The sequence below is a fragment of the Flavobacterium mekongense genome (assembly GCF_047038255.1).
Classification (GTDB): domain Bacteria; phylum Bacteroidota; class Bacteroidia; order Flavobacteriales; family Flavobacteriaceae; genus Flavobacterium; species Flavobacterium mekongense.
On the sequence record NZ_CP174374.1, the window covers coordinates 759,948 to 780,301 of the forward strand.

Annotated in this window: 21 protein-coding genes; 13 read left to right on the forward strand and 8 right to left on the reverse strand. The window is 40.1% G+C overall.

Features of this window, described 5'->3' with window-relative positions:
- The first annotated feature begins 23 nt into the window (after nt 1-23).
- Nucleotides 24-668, forward strand: a complete 645-nt coding sequence (locus tag ACJG85_RS03205; protein ID WP_409675343.1) for an HD domain-containing protein — start codon at nt 24-26, stop codon at nt 666-668.
- Nucleotides 669-699: 31 nt separating this feature from the next.
- Here ACJG85_RS03205 and ACJG85_RS03210 read toward each other — a convergent pair whose 3' ends face one another.
- The 6 genes from ACJG85_RS03210 to ACJG85_RS03235 form a co-directional block, all read right to left on the reverse strand.
- On the reverse strand, nt 700-2,250 hold the full coding sequence (locus ACJG85_RS03210; protein WP_409675345.1) for a hypothetical protein: 1,551 nt from the start codon (nt 2,248-2,250) through the stop codon (nt 700-702).
- A 66-nt stretch (nt 2,251-2,316) separates the two neighbouring features.
- Entirely contained in the window at nt 2,317-3,099 is a 783-nt protein-coding gene (locus ACJG85_RS03215) for an enoyl-CoA hydratase/isomerase family protein (protein ID WP_409675348.1), read from the reverse strand.
- Nucleotides 3,100-3,159: 60 nt separating this feature from the next.
- Nucleotides 3,160-4,572, reverse strand: coding sequence for a sensor histidine kinase (locus ACJG85_RS03220; protein ID WP_409676207.1), 1,413 nt, complete (start codon nt 4,570-4,572; stop codon nt 3,160-3,162).
- A 74-nt stretch (nt 4,573-4,646) separates the two neighbouring features.
- A complete protein-coding gene (locus tag ACJG85_RS03225) occupies nt 4,647-5,186 on the reverse strand; it encodes a CopD family protein (RefSeq protein ID WP_409675351.1) in 540 nt (179 codons plus the stop codon).
- Between the two features lies 1 nt (nt 5,187).
- The gene (gene hemH / locus ACJG85_RS03230) at nt 5,188-6,201 is read right to left on the reverse strand and encodes a ferrochelatase (protein WP_412476906.1); all 1,014 of its coding nucleotides are present in this window, start codon (nt 6,199-6,201) and stop codon (nt 5,188-5,190) included.
- A 100-nt stretch (nt 6,202-6,301) separates the two neighbouring features.
- Nucleotides 6,302-7,174, reverse strand: a complete 873-nt coding sequence (locus ACJG85_RS03235; RefSeq protein WP_412476907.1) for a helix-turn-helix transcriptional regulator — start codon at nt 7,172-7,174, stop codon at nt 6,302-6,304.
- Between the two features lie 229 nt (nt 7,175-7,403).
- Here ACJG85_RS03235 and hemA point away from each other — a divergent pair, with 229 nt between their 5' ends.
- The 12 genes from hemA (at nt 7,404) to ACJG85_RS03295 (ending at nt 18,845) form a co-directional block, all read left to right on the forward strand.
- Entirely contained in the window at nt 7,404-8,660 is a 1,257-nt protein-coding gene (gene hemA, locus ACJG85_RS03240; RefSeq protein WP_409675360.1) for a glutamyl-tRNA reductase, read from the forward strand.
- A 1-nt stretch (nt 8,661) separates the two neighbouring features.
- Nucleotides 8,662-9,591, forward strand: a complete 930-nt coding sequence (gene hemC, locus ACJG85_RS03245) for a hydroxymethylbilane synthase (protein ID WP_412476908.1) — start codon at nt 8,662-8,664, stop codon at nt 9,589-9,591.
- Nucleotides 9,592-9,593: 2 nt separating this feature from the next.
- Nucleotides 9,594-10,265, forward strand: a complete 672-nt coding sequence (locus tag ACJG85_RS03250) for a uroporphyrinogen-III synthase (RefSeq protein WP_409675366.1) — start codon at nt 9,594-9,596, stop codon at nt 10,263-10,265.
- A gap of 29 nt (nt 10,266-10,294) precedes the next feature.
- Nucleotides 10,295-11,320, forward strand: a complete 1,026-nt coding sequence (hemE, locus tag ACJG85_RS03255) for a uroporphyrinogen decarboxylase (protein WP_409675369.1) — start codon at nt 10,295-10,297, stop codon at nt 11,318-11,320.
- Nucleotides 11,321-11,352: 32 nt separating this feature from the next.
- Nucleotides 11,353-12,276 (forward strand): oxygen-dependent coproporphyrinogen oxidase, encoded by a 924-nt coding sequence (gene hemF / locus ACJG85_RS03260; RefSeq protein WP_412476909.1) that lies wholly within the window; start codon nt 11,353-11,355, stop codon nt 12,274-12,276.
- 85 nt (nt 12,277-12,361) lie between these two features.
- Complete coding sequence (gene hemB, locus ACJG85_RS03265) at nt 12,362-13,357, forward strand: porphobilinogen synthase (protein ID WP_412464838.1); 996 nt, start codon at nt 12,362-12,364, stop codon at nt 13,355-13,357.
- A gap of 176 nt (nt 13,358-13,533) precedes the next feature.
- Complete coding sequence (locus ACJG85_RS03270) at nt 13,534-13,908, forward strand: c-type cytochrome (RefSeq protein ID WP_412476910.1); 375 nt, start codon at nt 13,534-13,536, stop codon at nt 13,906-13,908.
- 66 nt (nt 13,909-13,974) lie between these two features.
- Nucleotides 13,975-14,445: a methylated-DNA--[protein]-cysteine S-methyltransferase gene (locus ACJG85_RS03275; RefSeq protein ID WP_409675381.1), complete on the forward strand. Its 471-nt coding sequence runs from the start codon at nt 13,975-13,977 to the stop codon at nt 14,443-14,445.
- 66 nt (nt 14,446-14,511) lie between these two features.
- Nucleotides 14,512-15,225, forward strand: coding sequence for a 3'-5' exonuclease (locus tag ACJG85_RS03280; RefSeq protein WP_412476911.1), 714 nt, complete (start codon nt 14,512-14,514; stop codon nt 15,223-15,225).
- 102 nt (nt 15,226-15,327) lie between these two features.
- A complete protein-coding gene (locus ACJG85_RS03285) occupies nt 15,328-16,767 on the forward strand; it encodes a nucleoside recognition domain-containing protein (protein WP_412464842.1) in 1,440 nt (479 codons plus the stop codon).
- A gap of 85 nt (nt 16,768-16,852) precedes the next feature.
- Entirely contained in the window at nt 16,853-18,454 is a 1,602-nt protein-coding gene (locus ACJG85_RS03290) for a fumarate hydratase (protein WP_412476912.1), read from the forward strand.
- A gap of 1 nt (nt 18,455) precedes the next feature.
- Complete coding sequence (locus ACJG85_RS03295) at nt 18,456-18,845, forward strand: hypothetical protein (RefSeq protein WP_412476913.1); 390 nt, start codon at nt 18,456-18,458, stop codon at nt 18,843-18,845.
- Nucleotides 18,846-18,920: 75 nt separating this feature from the next.
- Here ACJG85_RS03295 and ACJG85_RS03300 read toward each other — a convergent pair whose 3' ends face one another.
- Nucleotides 18,921-19,577 carry a 3-oxoacid CoA-transferase subunit B gene (locus ACJG85_RS03300; RefSeq protein WP_295335359.1) on the reverse strand — a complete coding sequence of 219 codons (657 nt, stop codon included), beginning with the start codon at nt 19,575-19,577 and terminating at the stop codon, nt 18,921-18,923.
- Between the two features lie 2 nt (nt 19,578-19,579).
- On the reverse strand, nt 19,580-20,281 hold the full coding sequence (locus ACJG85_RS03305; protein WP_412464843.1) for a CoA transferase subunit A: 702 nt from the start codon (nt 20,279-20,281) through the stop codon (nt 19,580-19,582).
- Between the last annotated feature and the right edge of the window lie 73 nt (nt 20,282-20,354).

Below are 20,354 nucleotides of genomic sequence, written 5' to 3' on the forward strand. Positions count from 1 at the left end.
AGGATTTTTTTAAATTCAACAACATGTCCATTATAGATAAGACCATCCTTTTTGTCAAAACTAAGCTAGAGCAGGCCGAAGGCGGACACGATTGGTTTCATATCGAACGTGTGTATAAAAACGCCTTGTTGATTGCTCAAGAAGAAGCTTGTGATTTGATTGTAGTGAAACTCGCCGCCTTACTACATGATATAGCCGACAGTAAGTTTCATAATGGCGATGAAACAATTGGACCAAAAACCGCACGCGCCTTTTTAGAAGCTGAAAAAGTGGATGAAGCAACTATTGTTCATGTGATTAATATCATTGAAAACATTTCGTTTAAGGGCGGCAATTTTGAAAGAAAGTTTCATTCCAAAGAACTTGAAATTGTTCAGGATGCCGATCGTTTAGATGCCATTGGCGCTATAGGTATTGCTCGTTGTTTTAATTACGGCGGATTCAAAAACAGAGTCCTTTACAATCCGGCTATTCCACCGAAACTCAACATGACTAAGGAAGAATACAAACAATCGGATTCGCCCACCATTAACCATTTTTATGAAAAATTATTGTTGTTGAAAGATAAAATGAATACGCCTACTGGGAAGAAAATTGCAGAAGCGCGTCATCGATTTATGGAGCACTTTTTATCGCAATTTTATGCCGAATGGGATGGAGAGAAATAAAAAGAGAACCTATTGGTTCTCTTTTTAGTTTTTATAAGGTCACTTTCAGAAGTTGTTTTTTCTTTCCTTTTCTTCCGATGAAAAAAACCGAATCCCCGGAGAGTACGCCGTTGGAAACCATAAAAGGAACTTCATTGTCTTTATCATCTAAAATTTCCTGATAATCGAAATCCCCGTTTTGATTCACTCTGATAATGTTAAGATTGGATTTTTTGGTACTGGTTTGGCCAAATTGTATCCTGTCGTTACGGAGCTTTTTTACTTTTTCACCGGTATTGATGAAAAAATAAGCATCGTTATCTATTGCTGTTGAGGTATATGAAATATAAGATTCATCGCCTGCGGTTGATTGTCTTTTATTAATATTTCTGGCCCAAACAATTTCTCCGCTTGGATTAATTCTGGCACTCACGATGTCATCATAATGATAAATGGTTCTCCAATAACCGCCTCCGTTACCGGTCATAACATAGGTTGAAGTGAGATAAAATTCTTCAGCATTAAAGATCAGGTCACCATTTTTAGCAATAATTATTTTTCTGAAGGAAAGATTTTTTAGTTCTTTTTCCTTTTCCTTGCCATATTTGTCAATTATGAATTGTTCGGTAAACGGATTGAATTTTTCCTTTTTGATATCCAATGAAACAGGGTCAAGTTCAAAATAGGATATTCCTTTGAATCTGTAATCTTGTTTGTCTGAATAAAAGCCAATACAAATTAATCGATCGTCAAAAATGATTGTTTTCAAAGAAGCGGCAAAATGCTCATCGGTATCAAAAACCTGAGTTTTTTGACTACTATTTGTTATACTGGTCAATTCATATTGATATCTTCCTCCTTCTTTTTTCTTCTTTTGTTCATCGGTGTAAACTTTTCCAAGGATGTAAATAGTCTTGCCATCTTTTGAAACATCTACGTTTTCATAAATGAATTTTTTGTCTTTTATATCTCTTTTAAAAGTGTGATCTATGTTTTTGTTCAGGGATTTATCAAATAGGAACAAGCGATGTGTTTCGTTGTTTTTGTCTTTAATGTCTACTGTAATTGCAAATGCGGATTTGTCTTCATTGATAATCATACTGGCGCCTGAATCACCATCAAAACCGGCCGAACTAAAAAAGCCAAATTGTTTTATTTCTTCACTATTCAATCTGAACAATTCTTTTTTTGTAAAATTGAAATCATTGATATTAGACGACATAGCAGAACAGATGTAGGCTTTTTGGTCTTTCTCGTACATAAAATCGATGATATTCACATTGTTACCATCCATGATTACTCCTAATACAGAACTTTGCTTTACCGCTTTGGAATACTTTATTTCATATTCAAACTCTTTGATTAACTTTAGGTCAGCATCATAATGCTCAAAATAGTAGCCCGACCCGGAAGAGAATACGCCTCCGAAGTAAGAACGGATAATAATCACACCGCCTTTTCCGTCATCTTCTACAAGAACAATAGATGAATGTTTGTATTCATCTTTAAAAACATCACTTTTCTTTATTTTAAATGGAATTTCCTGGGCGAAAGCACTCAGGGTCAGCATTGAGAGGACAATGCTGAAAAGGATTTTTTTCATGGTTAGGGTTTTTATTGTTGGGCCGAATATATAAAAAATTTCCGCCTTTTTGTAGTTGGCTTATTTTTATTTCCCGGTAAAACTGGCTTTTCTTTTCTCTAAAAATGCCGTTGTACCTTCTTTAAAATCTTCGGTGCCGAAACATTTTCCGAAGTTTCTGATTTCCACGTCAAAGCCATCCACATCGTGTTTGTAGTTGGCATTTACCGCTTTAATCGCTTTACCAATGGCCGATGGCGAATTGCGCATGATTTTCGATGCAATGCCTTTGGTGAATTCCAATAACTCAGCTTGTGGCACTACATGATTCACCAATCCGTAAGATTTTGCGGTTTCGGCATCAATCATTCCGGCGGTCATAATCATTTCCATAGCGCGTCCTTTGCCTACCAATTGCGGCAAACGTTGCGTTCCGCCATAACCCGGAATTACGCCTAAGGATACTTCCGGCAATCCCATTTTGGCGTTATCGGAAGCTACTCGAAAATGACAAGACATGGCCAATTCCAATCCGCCGCCCAAAGCAAATCCATTAACGGCTGCAATCACCGGTGTTTTTAGTTTTTCAACGAAGTCAAATAACAATTCCTGACCTTGAGCGGCCAATTGCGCACCTTCTTCTACGCTGAATTCGGCAAATTCCGAAATATCGGCTCCGGCTACAAAGGCTTTTTCGCCTTCGCCGGTCACAATAATCACTCTTACTGCTGCATTGTTTTCCAAGTTCTCAAAAGCGTCATGCAATTCCTGGATTGTGGCTTTGTTTAGAGCGTTTAATTTAGACGGACGATTGATAGTGACTTGTCCGATGCCGTTGTCGATGGCGACTAATATGTTTTCGAAGTTCATATTTTTAGGTATTAGGTTGATGTAATGACTAAGGATAATTTGCGCCTCTGCGCATGATTTTTATTTCACCATAGGAAGCGACACCATAAAGGTTGAGCCTTTTCCCGGTTCTGATTCAAAAGTAATGGTTCCTTTATAATTTTCAATAATGTTTTTGATGATGCCCAATCCTAATCCCATACCGCTGGTTTTGGTGGTAAATTTAGGTTCGAAAATCCGCTCGGTATTTTCAGTATTAATCCCGATGCCGTTGTCTTTTACGGCGATGATAACATGATCTTCTTCGGCATTAACCGAAACCAAAACAGCTTTTTCCGATTGCTCTTCGGGTATGGCTTGTATGGCATTTTTAACCAAATTGGTAATGATTCGAATGAGTTGTGTTCTGTCCATCACGGTAATAATTTCTTCAGAATTGCTCTCGAATCGGATAAAATCTTCATTAAAAATATCCAATGAAAATTCTACCACTTCCACCACATTCAAGGTTTCGTTTTGTTGCGCCGGCATCGAAGCGAAGTTGGAAAAGGCCGAAGCCACCGCGCTCATCGTATCGATTTGTTGGATTAAGGTTTTCGAATAATCGTCGAGTTTTTGTTTCAAATTCGGATCGTTGGCGTCAAATTTTCGTTGGAAACTTTGCACTGTCAAACGCATCGGAGTCAACGGGTTTTTGATTTCGTGGGCGACTTGCTTTGCCATTTCGCGCCAAGCTTGTTCTCTTTCACTTTGGGCGAGCATGGTAGCACTCTCCTCCAGTTTGTCCACCATTTGGTTATAGGCGTTAATCAGGGAATTGATTTCACGGCTGTTGGCTTCGATGACGATTTTTTCGTTTTTTTGGTTCAGACTCGTTTCGTTGATTTTATCTGAAATGGTCTTTAGCGATTTGGTGATGTAACTCGCCAAGAAATAAGCCAAAGCAAAAGCAATAATCAACATAAACGAATACACCTGACTCAAGCGCAATAAAAACTGACGCAGCTCTTTTTCGTAAAAACCATCGTCTTCCACATACGGAATATTCAAAATCCCCAAAGGCTTGAATTTGTCGTCTTTAATCTGACTGTAAGAAGAGCGGTTTTTGACGCCGTCGATGTTTTTGATGTCAACGTATCGTTTGTCTACTGAAGATTGTACCAGTTTTAAGATGTAGTTCGGGATGGGCGGTGCCACTTTATCTACTGAAAAGGTTGATTTAGACGATTTAACCAATTTGCCTTCCAGCGAATAAATGTTAATCTCCAAGTTATGAATATCGGACAACTCGTGGATTTTATCTTTAAAAATCAGCTTTAAATTGTCCGGCGTTAGCGGATACGTTGTGGTAGAAAGCACGTAGTTGATGTGCTCCTTGATGGCAAATTCTTTTCGGTCTAAACGCTCTTGGTGGTAATCTTTGGCCTCGTTTTTAAACTGAATAATCGAAATCGAAGCCATCAAAACCGACGCAATAACTATCAATATAATCATCGACAGGAAAATCCTGGTACGAAGCGATAGCATTGATAGTTTTATATTCAGCATTTTTCAGTGTTCAGTGGTCACTATTTTTTCTCCCTAATTCGTTTGTAAAACTTAAAGCCTAACATAATCAGTATCGAAAACAAAAAGATGCCGATTACGCCGTAAATCCAGTTGAAAGCATTTTTTAAAATTACTAAAAAAACTACAGCAAACAGGATAATGGTAGCGCCTTCATTCCACAGCCGCATAAAGTTGGAACTGTATTTAAATTCGTCCTTTTGCAACTGATTATAAATTTGATGACACTTAAAATGGTAAGCGAACAACAACACTACAAATCCCAGTTTCACGTGCATCCACGACATTTGTAACCAAGCCGGATTGAGATACAACAACCAAACAGCAAAGCAAGTTGCTAAAAACGCACTCGGCCAAGTAATGATGTACCACAAGCGATAAGTCATGATTTTGTATTGGTTGAGCAAAATTTCTCGCTCAGGCGAAGGTTTTTCATTGGCTTCAATTTGGTATACAAACAAGCGCACTATGTAAAACAAACCCGCAAACCAAGTGATGACAAAGATGAGGTGCAACGATTTGATGTAGTTGTAAAGTTCCATTTTATTTACTCCAATCTTTTATCCAATTGGCCACTACCTGACACCATTCGTCTTCATCATTCAAACAAGGTACAGCGAAAAATTCTTCTCCACCGTTTTCTTTGAATTCTTCGTTAGCACGCATGGCAATTTCTTCCAATGTTTCCAAACAATCGGCCACAAAAGCCGGTGTCACTACGGCTAATTTTTTAATTCCTTTTGCGGGCATTTTGTTGATTTCCACATCGGTGTAAGGCGTTAACCATTTGTCGCCGGCCAAACGCGATTGGAAAGTTTGGCTGTATTTGCCTTCAGGAATTCCGAGTAATTCTACCACTTGTCGCGTAGTTTCATAGCATTGATGACGGTAGCAAAATTCATGTGCCGGAGAAGCCGTTACACAACATTTGTTATCTATAGTACAATGGGATTTGGTCACATCAGTTTTGCGAATATGACGTTTCGGAATACCGTGGTAGGAAAATAATAAATGGTCGTATTCAAAGCCTTCCAAATGTTTTTTGATAGAATGCGCCAAAGCTTGAATAAAATCGGGTTTGTTGTAAAATGCCGGCACTTTGGTGATTTTCATTTCCGGGAAATGCTTTTGTTGTAATTCATCGGCCAAAGCCCAAATAGTTGTGGTAGAAGCCATCGCATATTGCGGATACAAAGCCAATAACATTACATCGGTTACGCCTTTGTCTTTCAACTCTTGTAAGCCTTTCTGAATGGTCATACTGCCGTAACGCATAGCCAAAGCCACCGGAACATCAACAAGTTTCTCCACTTTTTGGTGCATTTTTTTGGAAATCACAATCAGCGGTGAACCTTCATCGGTCCATATCTGACTGTATGCTTCCGCCGATTTTTTCGGACGGGTTTGTAAAATAATGCCCCGCACTAATAATGCTCTTAATAAATAGGGCACGTCAATTACGTATTTATCCATTAAAAATTCATCTAAATAAGGCTTAACATCTTTTGGGGTTGGGCTTTCGGGTGAACCGAGGTTGACTAATAATACTCCTTTCATTTTGGCAATTTTATTTTTTTATAAAAGTAATGAAACTTCTTTTGTTGACTTTGGGTTGTTCAATTCTTTATTGATGATGAGATATACGAAATCAATCCGATTACGTATTGGCATTCAAACTCATTAAATATTTTTTAGGCGTAGTGGCAAACTTTTTCTTGAAAGCGGCAATAAAATGACTGCCGGTACTGTAGCCGATTTTTAGGCCGACTTCATTCACGTTATACGAACCGGAATCCAGCAACTGGCGGGCATAATCCATTTTGTAATCAAATAAAAACCCGTAAACCGTATCACCGTAAATTTGCTTAAAACCCATTTTGAGCTTCTTTAAAGTCAAACCTACCTGATTCGCCAGTTCTTCTAAACTTGGCGGTTCGGCCATATTGGCAATGATAATTTCTTTGGCTTTTTTGATTTTCAGGACGTTTTCTTCGTCAATCAAAAACGGACATTGTTCGGCATTAGGATCTTCATTTCTGTTGAAAAACAAACTCAACAATTCGTAACCTTTTCCTTTATAGTATAGGTTTTTGATGGAAGGATTGAGATTATAGTGAAACATCTGATTGAGTACGATAGCCATTGACGGACTGATGTCACTTTCATTGTAATACTTGCGATCCTTGTTTTCTTTACTTAAAAACGGAATGTGTTCAGCATCATCAGTAAACAAACCGTGAAATTTTTTAATGGAAACTAAAATGGTAATCAACCACGATTTAGGTTCAATTTGCACATGCAAGGGCAGTTCTTTTTCCGGATTATAAAAAAGCAGACACTTCTCTTCTTTTAGCTCGAAAGTGTAATTTCCTTTGTTAAAGATAAATTTTGCGCCACCTTTCAATCCAAAGTGAAACTGAATCAAGCCCATAGTAACAGGTCGTTCAAAAGTGGTTACTTCTTCCGTATCGTTTTGAAAACGAATCAAAATAAAGTCGTCGTCAATTTTTATTTCTTCTTTAGAACCCATAGCGATATTTTTTCGTATATGTTTTGGAAGCGAAATCAAAATGTTATTTAGAATGAATCTACATAAAGCAGTTCTCAGCACTTGATTTCACTACAAATTTAAAAGAAATAACGATAAAAAGACAAATGAGTTTAAAAATAACATTGAGCGATATAAAAAGTTCTTTTAGCGTTACTTTTATAAAATCGATAGCAATAACTTTGTTTTACTTTTAGGGAAAGAGCATTTTATGGAACACGGAAACATATCAAAGCACAGTACTTTTTATGCGGTTGGCTTGAGTTACAAAAAGGCCGATGCCGAGATGAGAGGGAAATTCAGCTTAGATGACAATGCCAAGAGTAACGCTTTAGCACAAGCCAAAGCCGAAGGCATTGAAGCACTTATAGTGACTTCAACGTGTAATCGTACCGAGATTTACGGTTTCGCCCAACATCCTTTCCAGCTCATCAAATTGCTTTGTGAAAACAGTCAAGGTACTGTGGAAGACTTCCAAAAGGTGGCTTATGTTTACAAAAACCAAGAAGCCGTTTCCCACATGTTTCGTGTAGGAACCGGTTTAGACAGCCAGATTTTAGGCGATTTTGAAATCATCAGCCAAATTAAATCGGCCTTCGTAGAAAGCAAAAATCGTCATTTGGCCAATGCTTTTATGGAGCGATTGGTGAACGCGGTGATACAGGCCAGCAAACGCATTAAAAATGAAACCGAAATTTCTTCGGGAGCGACTTCCGTTTCTTTTGCTGCTGTGCGTTACATTTTTAACAATGTAGAAAATATCGCTAACAAAAATATTTTGCTTTTCGGAACCGGTAAAATCGGTAGAAATACTTGTGAAAATTTGGTCAAACACACCAAGCACGAGCAAATCACACTCATCAATCGCACCAAAGACAAAGCCGAACGTTTGGCCAGAAAGTTGGATGTAATTGTAAAAGATTATGTCGATTTACAGTTGGAAATCCAAAAAGCCGATGTGTTAGTTGTAGCTACCGGCGCGCAAAATCCAACCGTGGACAAAGCCATTTTAAATTTGAAAAAGCCGTTGTTGATTTTGGATTTATCCATCCCCAAAAATGTGAACGAGAATGTTCAGGATGTTAAAGGTGTAACCTTGGTTCATATGGATCATTTATCACAAATGACCGATGAAACTTTGGAGAACCGCAAAAAACACATTCCTGCAGCTGAAGCCATCATCGAAGAAATCAAAGACGAATTCATCGCTTGGACCAAGCAACGCAAATTTGCGCCTACCATTCACGCTTTAAAAGAAAAACTCAATTCCATTAAAGACGGCGAGCTCAACGTGCAACGTAAAAAAATGGCCAACTTTGATGAAGAACAAGCCGAGTTAATCAGTGCTCGTATCATCCAAAAAATCACCAATCATTTTGCCAATCATTTAAAAGATGACAACACCATGGTGGATGAAAGTATTGAATGGATTGAGAAAATTTTTCAGATAGAAACGACTTCCAAATAAAATGGCCAAAACAATCAGAATAGGTACTCGCGACAGCGAACTCGCCCTTTGGCAAGCCCACACCGTTCAAAAAAAGCTCAACGATTTAGGCTATTCCACGGAAATAATAGCCGTGAAATCACAAGGAGATATCATTTTGGATAAACCTTTATACGAATTAGGGATTACCGGTATTTTCACCAAAACCTTAGACATTGCCATGGTTAACGGTCAAGTGGATATTGCAGTGCATTCCATGAAAGACGTGCCAACGGCGTTACCAACCGGAATTGTACAAGCTGCTGTTTTAGAAAGAGCCAATGTATTGGATATTTTAGTCCACAAAGGCAACACCGATTTTTTAAACGAAAAAGCTACTATCGCTACCGGAAGTTTACGCCGACAAGCCCAATGGCTCAACAAATATCCTAATCATACTGTGGTAGATTTACGAGGCAACGTGAATACGCGCATGCAAAAGTTACAAGATAACGATTGGAGCGGAGCCGTTTTTGCCGCAGCAGGTTTGGAACGAATCAACTTAAAACCCGATACCTTTATTAATCTCGATTGGATGATTCCCGCACCTGCACAAGGCGCTATGGTAGTGGTTGCGATGGGTAACGACGATTTTACCGTAGATGCCGTATCGCAATTAAACGATATCGAAACAGAAATTTGTACCTATATCGAAAGACAATTTTTAAGAACCTTGGAAGGTGGTTGTACTGCGCCTATCGGAGCTCTGGCCAAATACAATCAGCACGATGACACGATTGAGTTTCACGGATGCTTACTTTCGATAGACGGCCAACAAAAATTTGAAATCATCAAAGCGGTGGACATATCCGAGTGGAAAAAGTTAGGGTTTTACACGGCCAAAGAAATACTCGAAAATGGAGGAAGCGAATTAATGGAAGCAATTAAAAAACAGCTGAAACCTAAAGCGTAACGATGGAAAATCAAATTCGCATATTGTCAACCAAAAAGCTTACGGACTACCAAAAGCAACTGTTGCTGAATGCGAATTTTTCGATTGATGAAGCCGATTTCATCAAAGTGGTGGACCAATCCTTTCATTTGAAAGACCTAAACGACTATCTGATTTTTACGAGTCAGAATGCGGTAGAAAGTGTGTTGGAAAATGAAAGAATAGCCGAAATTAAAACCAAGAAAAGTTTTTGTGTTGGCGACAAAACTAAGGCGGTGTTGGAGGAGAACGGTTTTGAAGTGATCCTAAGTTCGGACTACGCTTCAGAATTGGCTTCAGTGATTTGCAACCAATACGGTAAAGCAAGTTTTACGTTCTTTTGCGGGAATTTGAGAAGGGATATTTTACCCGATTCTTTGCGCTTGGCCGGGATAACTTTTGAAGAAGTGGAAGTGTATGAAACCCGATTAACGCCACACAAAGCTGATTCCGATTTGAACGGGATTTTGTTTTTCAGTCCGTCGGGTGTGCAAAGTTTTTTAAAAGAAAACAAGTTGCAAGATGAGGTTTGTTTCTGCATCGGAAGCACCACTGCCAAAGCGTTGAGAGGCATTACCAACAAAGTGGTGACCGCCAATCAACCTACTATTGAAAGTACGATTGCAAAAAGTATAGCATTTTTTAATAAAATATAATTGGGCAACACCCAAAGCAAACAATAATTATGATTAAAAACGATTTATTCCTTCGCGCCTTAAACAACGAAACCGTAGAACGTCCACCGGTTTGGATGATGCGTCAAGCCGGAAGGTATTTGCCGGAATTCAGAGCGTTACGCGACAAATACGATTTCTTTACTCGTTGTGAAACCCCGGAATTAGCGGCCGAAATCACCGTGCAACCCATCCGAATTGTAAAACCGGATGCCGCCATTTTGTTCTCGGATATCTTGGTAGTGCCAAGGGCGATGGGAATCCACGTGGAATTGAAAGACAATCTCGGGCCGATTATCCCGAATCCCATTCGCACGATGGAACAAGTCAATCAGGTTTTTGTGCCAAACATTCACGAAACTTTGGGTTACGTAATGGATGCCGTTAAACTCACCAAAGAAATGTTGAACGACGAAGTGCCGTTAATTGGTTTCGCCGGTTCACCCTGGACGATTTTTTGTTATGCGGTAGAAGGCAAAGGCTCTAAAAGTTTCGACACCGCCAAAGGATTTTGTTTCTCCAATCCGGTAGCGGCGCACAGTTTGTTGCAAAAAATCACCGACACGACCATTTTATACTTAAAAGAAAAAGTAAAAGCGGGTTGTAATGCCATTCAAATTTTCGATTCTTGGGGCGGCATGTTATCACCTGAAGATTACAAAGAGTTTTCTTGGCAATACATCAACCAAATCGTTGAAGCGTTAGCCGAAGATACGAAAGTCATTGTATTCGGAAAAGGCTGTTGGTTTGCGCTCAATGATATGGCCAAATCCAAAGCATCAGCCTTGGGCGTAGATTGGACATGCTCGCCAAGAAATGCCCGTTATTTAACCGGTGGCAAAATCACTTTGCAAGGTAATTTCGACCCAAGTCGTTTGTTATCGCCTATACCAACCATCAAAAAAATGGTACACCAAATGATAGACGAATTCGGCAAAGACAATTACATCGTAAACTTAGGCCACGGGATTTTACCCAATATTCCGGTAGACCACGCCAAAGCGTTTGTAGAAGCTGTGAAAGAATATAAATCATAGTAGCTAAGCAAAACTCAATCAGTTACTCAAAGATGAAAGACCAATTCTATCCATACATCCAAAACCTTCAAGACCAAATTTGCTCCGCTTTGGAAACCGTTGATGGCGTAGCGAAATTCCGCGAAGACTTGTGGCAGCGACCGGAAGGCGGCGGTGGCAGAACTCGTGTGATTGAAAATGGAGACGTTTTCGAAAAAGGAGGCGTTAATATTTCTGCCGTTCACGGCAAATTGCCCGATACGATGCAAAAAATGTTTGGTGTTGGAGAAGCCGATTTTTTCGCCTGCGGATTGAGTTTAGTTATTCATCCTAAAAATCCAATGGTGCCGACAGTGCATGCCAATTGGCGCTACTTCGAAATGTATGATACTTCGACAGAGCTCAGCACAGGCTCACGGAAAGTAATCAATTCTTGGTTCGGTGGCGGACAAGATTTGACGCCTTATTATCTGTTTGAAGAAGATGCGAAACATTTTCACCAAACGTGTAAAACTGCTTGCGACAAACACAATCCGGAGTTTTATCCGAAATACAAAAAGCAATGCGATGCCTATTTCTGGAACGCTCATAGAAATGAAGCCCGTGGTATCGGCGGTTTGTTCTTCGATTACTGCAAAGCCACAGAAACAATGAGTATGCAGGATTGGTACCATTTCGTAACCGAAGTTGGCAACAGTTTCTGCGAAGCCTATGTGCCGATAGTCGAAAGAAGAAAAGCATTACCATACACCGAAGCCCAACGCAACTGGCAGGAAATCCGCCGCGGGCGTTATGTGGAGTTCAATTTGGTACACGACAAAGGCACGTTATTCGGCTTAAAAACCAACGGTCGCATCGAATCGATTTTGATGAGTTTGCCACCACACGTGCAATGGGTGTACGACCATCATCCGGAAATTGGCAGCGAAGAAGAGAAATTAATTAAAGTATTAGAAAACCCAATAGATTGGATATAATTAAATTATATAAGTCATAAAAGAGAGTATAAGAAAAACTTAATAAACTTATATGACTTATATGGTTCAAAAACAAAGCAAAACTATGTTTCCATTACAAAGAGGCAGAAGATTACGCGTTAACGAAAGCATTCGTTCGTTAGTCCGCGAAACTACTTTAAGTCCGGCCGATTTTATGTTTCCCATGTTCATCGCCGAAGGTGAAAATTACCAATCCGAAATTCCATCCATGCCGGGCATTTTCCGTCGTTCATTGGATTTAACCGTGGCAGAAGTGAAGGAATTATTCGCTTTAGGCATTCGCGCCGTGAATATTTATGTCAAAGTCGATGAAAGCCTCAAAGACAACACCGGTAAAGAAGCTTGGAATCCCAACGGCTTGATGCAACGCGCCATTCGTGAAATCAAAGCCGCTTGTCCGGAAATGATTGTCATGCCTGATGTAGCTTTAGATCCGTACTCCATTTACGGTCACGACGGTATTATCGAAAACGGCGATGTAGCCAACGATGCCACCAATGAAGCCTTAGTCAAAATGGCCGTTTCCCACGCCCAAGCCGGAGCCGATTTTGTTGCACCAAGTGATATGATGGACGGCCGCGTATTGCGTTTACGCCAAGGCTTAGATGCCGCAGGTTTTCAACAGGTTGGCATTATGAGTTATTCGGCCAAATATGCTTCTGCTTTTTACGGACCGTTCCGCGATGCGTTGGACAGTGCCCCAAGAGAAGCCGATGTAGTCGTTCCCAAAGACAAAAAAACCTACCAAATGGACTACGCCAACCGCATCGAAGCTGTAAAAGAAGCTTTAATGGATGTAGAAGAAGGCGCCGATATGGTCATGGTAAAACCCGGAATCGCTTACTTAGACATTGTTCGTGAAGTCAAAAACGCGGTCAATGTCCCTGTAACAGTGTTCCATGTTTCGGGCGAATACGCCATGATCAAAGCCGCAGCCGAAAGAGGTTGGCTCGACCACGACAAAATCATGATGGAGCAACTCATGTGTATCAAACGCGCCGGTGCCAGCTTGATTTCGACGTATTTTGCCAAAGAGGCCGCGATTTTATTGAACAAATAATGGCACTGGGATAAGACGAAATGTCGAACGAATGTCACACTGAGCTTGTCGAAGTGTTATTGTATCAAGAAGCGAAAGGTTCGGGATTTATCAGTTATCCCTATTCCCGCTTTCCGCTCTACTTCGTGCCGCTGCAATCGGGGCTAATTAGGATTTGTCTTGTATTTTTGTACACTATGAAAAAGATTTTTTTACTATTATTTGTCATCACCTTCGCTTCTTGTAAAAAGGAAGCTGAAGATAATTTTGGTCAACCCAAAACCGACGAAACCGCAGTAGCCGTTTCCGGGGAAGAACTGTTTTCCGGCAAAGGCACTTGCACGGCTTGTCATTTGCCCGATCAAAAAGTCATCGGACCAAGCATCACCGAAATCGCCAAAACCTACAAAGAAAAAAACGGCAGCATCGTAGCCTTCCTCAAAGAAGAAGCCGAACCGATAGTTGATCCAAGTCAGTACGAAACCATGAAAACCAACTTCGCCATCACCAAAAAAATGAGCGATGCGGAATTAAAAGCTTTGGAAGAGTATATTCTTGGGTTTTCTAAATAAACTCTTTTGTCAGTTTCGGCATCCCGATTTATCGTGATGTATTCAGAACTTTAGTACCTTTAGCTCATGGAAACTGCTTTTATAGAATCGCCTTTAGGAATCACCAAAATTGTGGGTGATGCTAACGGTATTGCTGAAATATCAGTGTTGAGCGAAGGAAAAAAAACCAACAAAATTCCGGTAAACCTCAAGGAATGTGTTGCCCAACTGCAAGAATATTTCAGAGGGGAACGCAAGGAATTCGATTTCAAAATCAATCCGCAAGGCACCGATTTCCAACAAAAAGTTTGGCAAGAATTGTTGAACATCCCGTTTGGCAAAACGATGTCTTATCTCGATTTATCCAAAAAGTTAGGTGATGTCAAAGCCATTAGAGCGGTTGCTTCGGCTAATGGGAAAAACCCGTTGTGGATAGTCATTCCTTGTCATCGCGTTATCGGTACCGATGGTTCATTAACCGGTTATGCCGGCGGATTGTGGCGCAAAAAGTGGTTGTTAGAACACGAAAGTCCAAACCAACAACAATCACTTTTTTAAGTATTTTTCTTTCATTTTTAAAATAAATCCGTACTTTTAAATCAGTTATTTCTTTAAAAAATTATTATGATTGAAAAAATACAACTCAACAATATTCTTTTTCTGGACATCGAAACCGTTCCCGAAGAAGACAATTTCAAGGCTTTAGATGAGGAGATGAAACTTCTTTGGGAACAAAAAACGCAATACCAAAGACGTGACGAATACACGCCGGAAGATTTTTATGAACGTGCAGGTATTTGGGCCGAGTTTGGTAAGATTGTTTGTATTTCTGTTGGGTATTTTGCCAATAAGAGCGACATTAGAAATTTCAGGGTAACTTCCTTTTTTGGCGAGGAAAAAAAGATTCTAAAGGATTTCGCGAATTTGTTAGATACCCATTTCAACGGCGCACAACATTTATTGTGCGGGCACAATGCCAAAGAATTCGACTTTCCGTTTATTGCCCGCCGGATGATTATCAACCAAATTGCCATTCCGAATAAGCTCAATCTATTCGGGAAAAAACCATGGGAAATTCCGCATTTGGACACTTTGGAATTATGGAAGTTTGGCGATTACAAGCATTTTACCTCTCTAAAACTATTAACCAAGATATTAGGCATTCCCTCTCCTAAAGGCGATATTGACGGTAGTCAAGTAGCACAAGTTTTTTATGTAGAAAAAGACATCGACAGAATTGTAACTTATTGTGAAAAAGATGTGATAGCAGTAGCCCAAATTTTTTTGCGACTCAGAAGAGAAGAATTATTAATAGAAGACGAAATTTTGCATTTGTAATAGTAGCACAAGTTGTATTTTCTATCTCATTAATTTCTAAATGCATCAATAATTTTTTCTCACCCATATTGATAAATAGTATATTTACCAAAAAACAACATCATGGTTTTAAGTAGATTTTGGCTTGCCATTTTCGTGGCTTCTATTGCCTTTGTAATTTTTAGTTTATTTGCCGGTGACAGCTATTCGATAGATTATGTTTTGAACGGTAAAAAAGATGACCCGATTTTAATTTCGGAAAAATACTTAAACGATATCCCAAAGTTTATCCAAGACAGCATTCAAAAAAGTGAAGAAAAAACATTTGTTATCAATAGAGACACTTTGAACGCCGACACTACTTATGTCTATAAAAACCAAACCGTAAAAATTTACAGCGGTATTCAAAAATCGGATGGGTTGTTGCCAACGTGTAAAAACAGTTTACTCGATTTAATTATACCACTTATTGCTTACTTGGCCTTCTTTTGTGGGTTAATGGAATTGTTGATTGTTTCCGGTGCTGCCGAGAAATTGGCTAAAAAATTAAGTCCGGTTTTTGCTAAAGTTTTCCCTACAGTCCCTAAAAACCACGAATCCATATCTTACATGACCTTGAACTTTGCCGCCAATTTCCTCGGATTGGATTCTGCTGCCACGCCATTTGGTTTGAAAGCCATGCAAAGTTTACAGGAAATTAATCCTGAAAAAGAAAAAGCCAGCGACGCTCAAATCATGTTCATGTGCTTGCACGCTGCCGGGTTAACCTTAATTCCAACGTCCATTATAGGTTATCGCGCTGCTGAAAATGCCGCCAATCCGGCCGATGTGATGTTGCCGTGTATTATTACTTCCTTTATAGGAACCATAGCTGCCATGGTAATCGTTGGGATTCGCCAAAAAATTAATTTCAAAAGCGCAACTTTAATTGTTGCTTTGATGACGGTTATTGCTGCCATTGTTGGTTTATTGTTTTACATTAATGGTTTGGATTTGGTAGGCAAAAACTTTTTTACAGCAAATCTTTCCGGCTTGATGTTAGTCGCCATTATTGCTTTCACTTTGGTTTTTTCTTTCATCAACGAGCAAAAGTTTGTAGCTAAAAGCACCACTATTTTTGATGCTTTTGTAACAGGAGCTAATAACGGACTCCAAACCGGAGTAAAGATTTTCCCTTATGTAATGGGTATGTTGGTGGCCATTTCTTTCTTCAGAAACAGTGGTCTTTTTGAAATCATCAGCAATTGGATTTCGTTTGCGTTTTCTAACATTGGCGTGAGCAAACAAATCACCGATTCATTACCGGTGGCCATGTTACGACCATTCAGTTCCGGTGGTTCTCGTGGCTTTATGATTGATGCGATGCGTAACTTTGGTCCGGATTCATTTACCGCGCGTTTGAGTTGTATTTTCCAATGCAGCGCGGAAACTACTTTCTACGTGATAGCCGTTTATTTTGGTTCGGTCAACATCAAAAACACCCGTTACACTTTGGGCACGATGCTCCTGGTTGATTTGATTTGTGTGATAACAGCCATTTTTGTGGCAAGTTGGTTTTTTTAAGAAACAACTACACCAATTTAGCAATTATTTAATTTCAGCTGTCACGCACTTTGCGTAACTTTACATTTCTAAAAACAAACACCAAATGGACTTTATATACCAAGATCCGTATCCTATTTTGAAAGACGATACGCAGTACAAAAAAATCACTTCTGATTACGTAAAAACCGAACAATTAGGCGACAGAGAAATCCTAACCGTTGATCCTAAAGGATTGGAATTGTTGGCGCAAGAAGCCATGATAGACGTGTCATTCATGTTGCGTACTTCGCATTTGCAGAAATTACAAAACATTCTAAACGATCCGGAAGCTACTGATAATGACCGATTCGTAGCCTACAACTTATTACAAAATGCTGCGGTTGCGGTGGAAGGCGAATTACCATCGTGTCAAGATACCGGAACAGCCATTGTTTTGGCTAAGAAAGGGGAAAATGTTTACACCGGTGCAGACGATGCCGAATGGCTGTCGAAAGGGATTTTCAATTCCTACCAAATAAAGAATTTACGTTATTCTCAGATAGTACCAATTTCGATGTTTGAGGAGAAAAACTCCGGTTCTAATCTTCCGGCGCAAATTGATATTTATGCTAAAAAAGGCGCGAGTTATGAATTTTTGTTTTTGGCCAAAGGCGGCGGAAGTGCTAACAAAACTTTTCTGTACCAAAAAACCAAATCGCTGTTAAATGAGAAATCAATGGATGAATTCATCCGCGAAAAAATAAAAGACCTTGGTACTTCTGCTTGTCCGCCATATCACTTGGCCTTAGTGATTGGAGGTACTTCGGCTGAAGCCAACTTGGCCGCCGTAAAAAAAGCGTCAGCAGGTTATTTTGATAACTTACCAACGACCGGCAACATGGCCGGTCAGGCGTTTCGCGACTTAGAATGGGAGCAAAGGGTATTACAAATTTGCCAAGAAAGTGCTATAGGTGCTCAGTTTGGCGGTAAGTATTTTGCCCATGATGTCCGCGTTATTCGTTTGCCAAGACACGCTGCTTCTTGTCCGGTTGGCTTGGGCGTTTCATGTTCGGCCGATAGAAATATCAAAGCCAAAATTACCAAAGACGGTATTTTCTTGGAGCAGTTGGAAACCAATCCGCAACAGTTTCTACCGGCAGTGCCGCCGCATTTGGAAGCACCGGTGGAAATTGATTTGAACCGACCAATGAGCGAAATCTTGGCCGAGTTAAGCAAATATCCAATCAAAACCCGATTGAAATTAAACGGAACGGTAATCGTAGCTCGAGATATTGCCCACGCCAAAATCAAAGAATTACTCGATGCCGGAAAACCAATGCCGGAGTATTTCAAAAATCATCCGGTGTATTATGCCGGTCCGGCCAAAACGCCGGAAGGCATGCCTTCGGGTAGTTTCGGACCAACCACTGCTGGTCGAATGGATGTGTATGTGGACGAATTCCAAAGTCATGGCGGCAGCATGATTATGTTAGCCAAAGGCAATCGCAGTAAAGAGGTAATGAATGCTTGTAAAAAATACGGCGGCTTCTACTTAGGTTCCATTGGCGGACCGGCAGCTATTTTGGCCAAAGAGAATATTTTGAAAGTAGAAGTGGTGGATTTCGAAGAATTAGGCATGGAAGCTGTTCGCAAAATTACAGTGAAAGATTTCCCGGCGTTTATCATTACAGACGACAAAGGAAACGACTTCTTTGCTAATTTATAAGATGTTGTTCACCGAAACTTTTTCCGAATTCTACAGCCAAGTCAAAGACAGTTTGGCGGATGGTACTTATGCCAAATTGACCTTGGCTAAAACCATTGGGAACACTGATTTGATGAACATTTATGTGCGTCCGATTGTTGAAGAAGAGGTTTTGAAATTAGAGTTGAAGTACAAATTCCAAAGAGAAGAAATTGTCCAAATCCATACTATTGATTCGGCGTTTCCCAGATTATTGGAGTTTATCAATAATCCGTTTTTGTCGGCCATATTGTTTACCACCGAATTTGATTTGGTTTACAAACTCAACAAAAAACGAGCCGTCAGCATCACCGAAGCCGCTCCAAGTTTTGCCCATGCTTCGCCGGTATTGTTGGAGTATTTAGATAAGTAACAGTAAATTTTAAATCATAAAAAAACCACAAGTTTCAACTGAAATTTGTGGTTTTGTTTTATGACAGGTTTTCAATTAAATCACCATTTCCGGAATATCGCCTTCAATGATTAATTCGGCTTCTGTTGAGGCAATAATGTGTTCTACCGAAACACCGGGCGCTCGTTCCAATAGCTTGAAACCTTTTGGTGTGATTTCCATAACAGCCAATTCGGTTACTACTTTTTTCACACAACCAACACCGGTTAACGGGAGTGTACATCTTTTTAGAATTTTGCTTTCACCGGCTTTGTTCACGTGCATCATGGCTACAATAATATTTTCAGCAGAAGCTACTAAATCCATAGCGCCGCCCATTCCTTTGACCATTTTACCCGGAATTTTCCAGTTGGCAATGTCACCGTTTTCGGCTACTTCCATAGCGCCTAAAATAGTCAAATCTACTTTCTGACTGCGGATCATGCCAAAACTGAAAGCCGAGTCGAAGAAACTTGCGCCCGGTAAAGTGGTGATGGTTTGTTTTCCGGCGTTGATGACATCGGCGTCTTCTTCTCCTTCGAATGGGAATGGCCCCATCCCTAATACACCATTTTCAGATTGAAATTCCACTGAAATATCAGTCCGTACATAATTGGCCACCAAAGTCGGAATCCCGATACCGAGGTTTACAAAATAACCGTCTTTTACTTCTTTGGCTATTCTTTTTGCAATGTCGTTTTTATCTAAAGCCATGACTAATCTCTTTTACGGGTTGTACGTTGCTCAATTCTTTTCTCAAATTTTTCTCCTTTAAAGATGCGTTGCACCATGATGCCCGGAATGTGAATTTGGTTGGGATCGAGTGTTCCAACGGGAACCAATTCTTCTACTTCGGCAATGGTGATTTTGGCAGCACCGGCCATAGGCGCGTTGAAGTTGCGAGCCGTTCCTTTGAAAACCAGGTTGCCGGCTTCGTCACCTTTCCAAGCTTTTACGATGGAGAAATCGGCTTTATAGGCCAATTCCATGATGTGCATTTTGCCGTTGAATTCGCGGACTTCTTTGCCTTCTGCTACTTCGGTTCCGTAACCGGCCGGTGTAAAGAAAGCCGGAATTCCGGCTTGAGCCGCACGACATTTTTCGGCTAAGGTTCCTTGTGGTGTGAGTTCTACTTCTAATTCGCCTGATAGCATTTGGCGTTCGAATTCGGCATTCTCTCCTACATAGGAAGAAATCATTTTTTTAATTTGTCGTTTTTGAAGCAGTAAGCCCAATCCGAAATCATCCACCCCGGCATTGTTGGAAATACAGGTTAGGTTGGTTGTCCCTTTTTTAACCAATTCGGCTATGCTGTTTTCGGGTATACCGCAAAGTCCGAAGCCGCCCAGCATGATGGTCATGCCATCTTCTATGCCTTGCAGCGCTTCTTGTACAGAGTTCACTTTTTTATTAATCATATGGATTGTAGTGTAGTTTGTGCCGTAAATTTAGGAATTTAATAGTGAATGCGGAAAATAAAAATCCCATCTA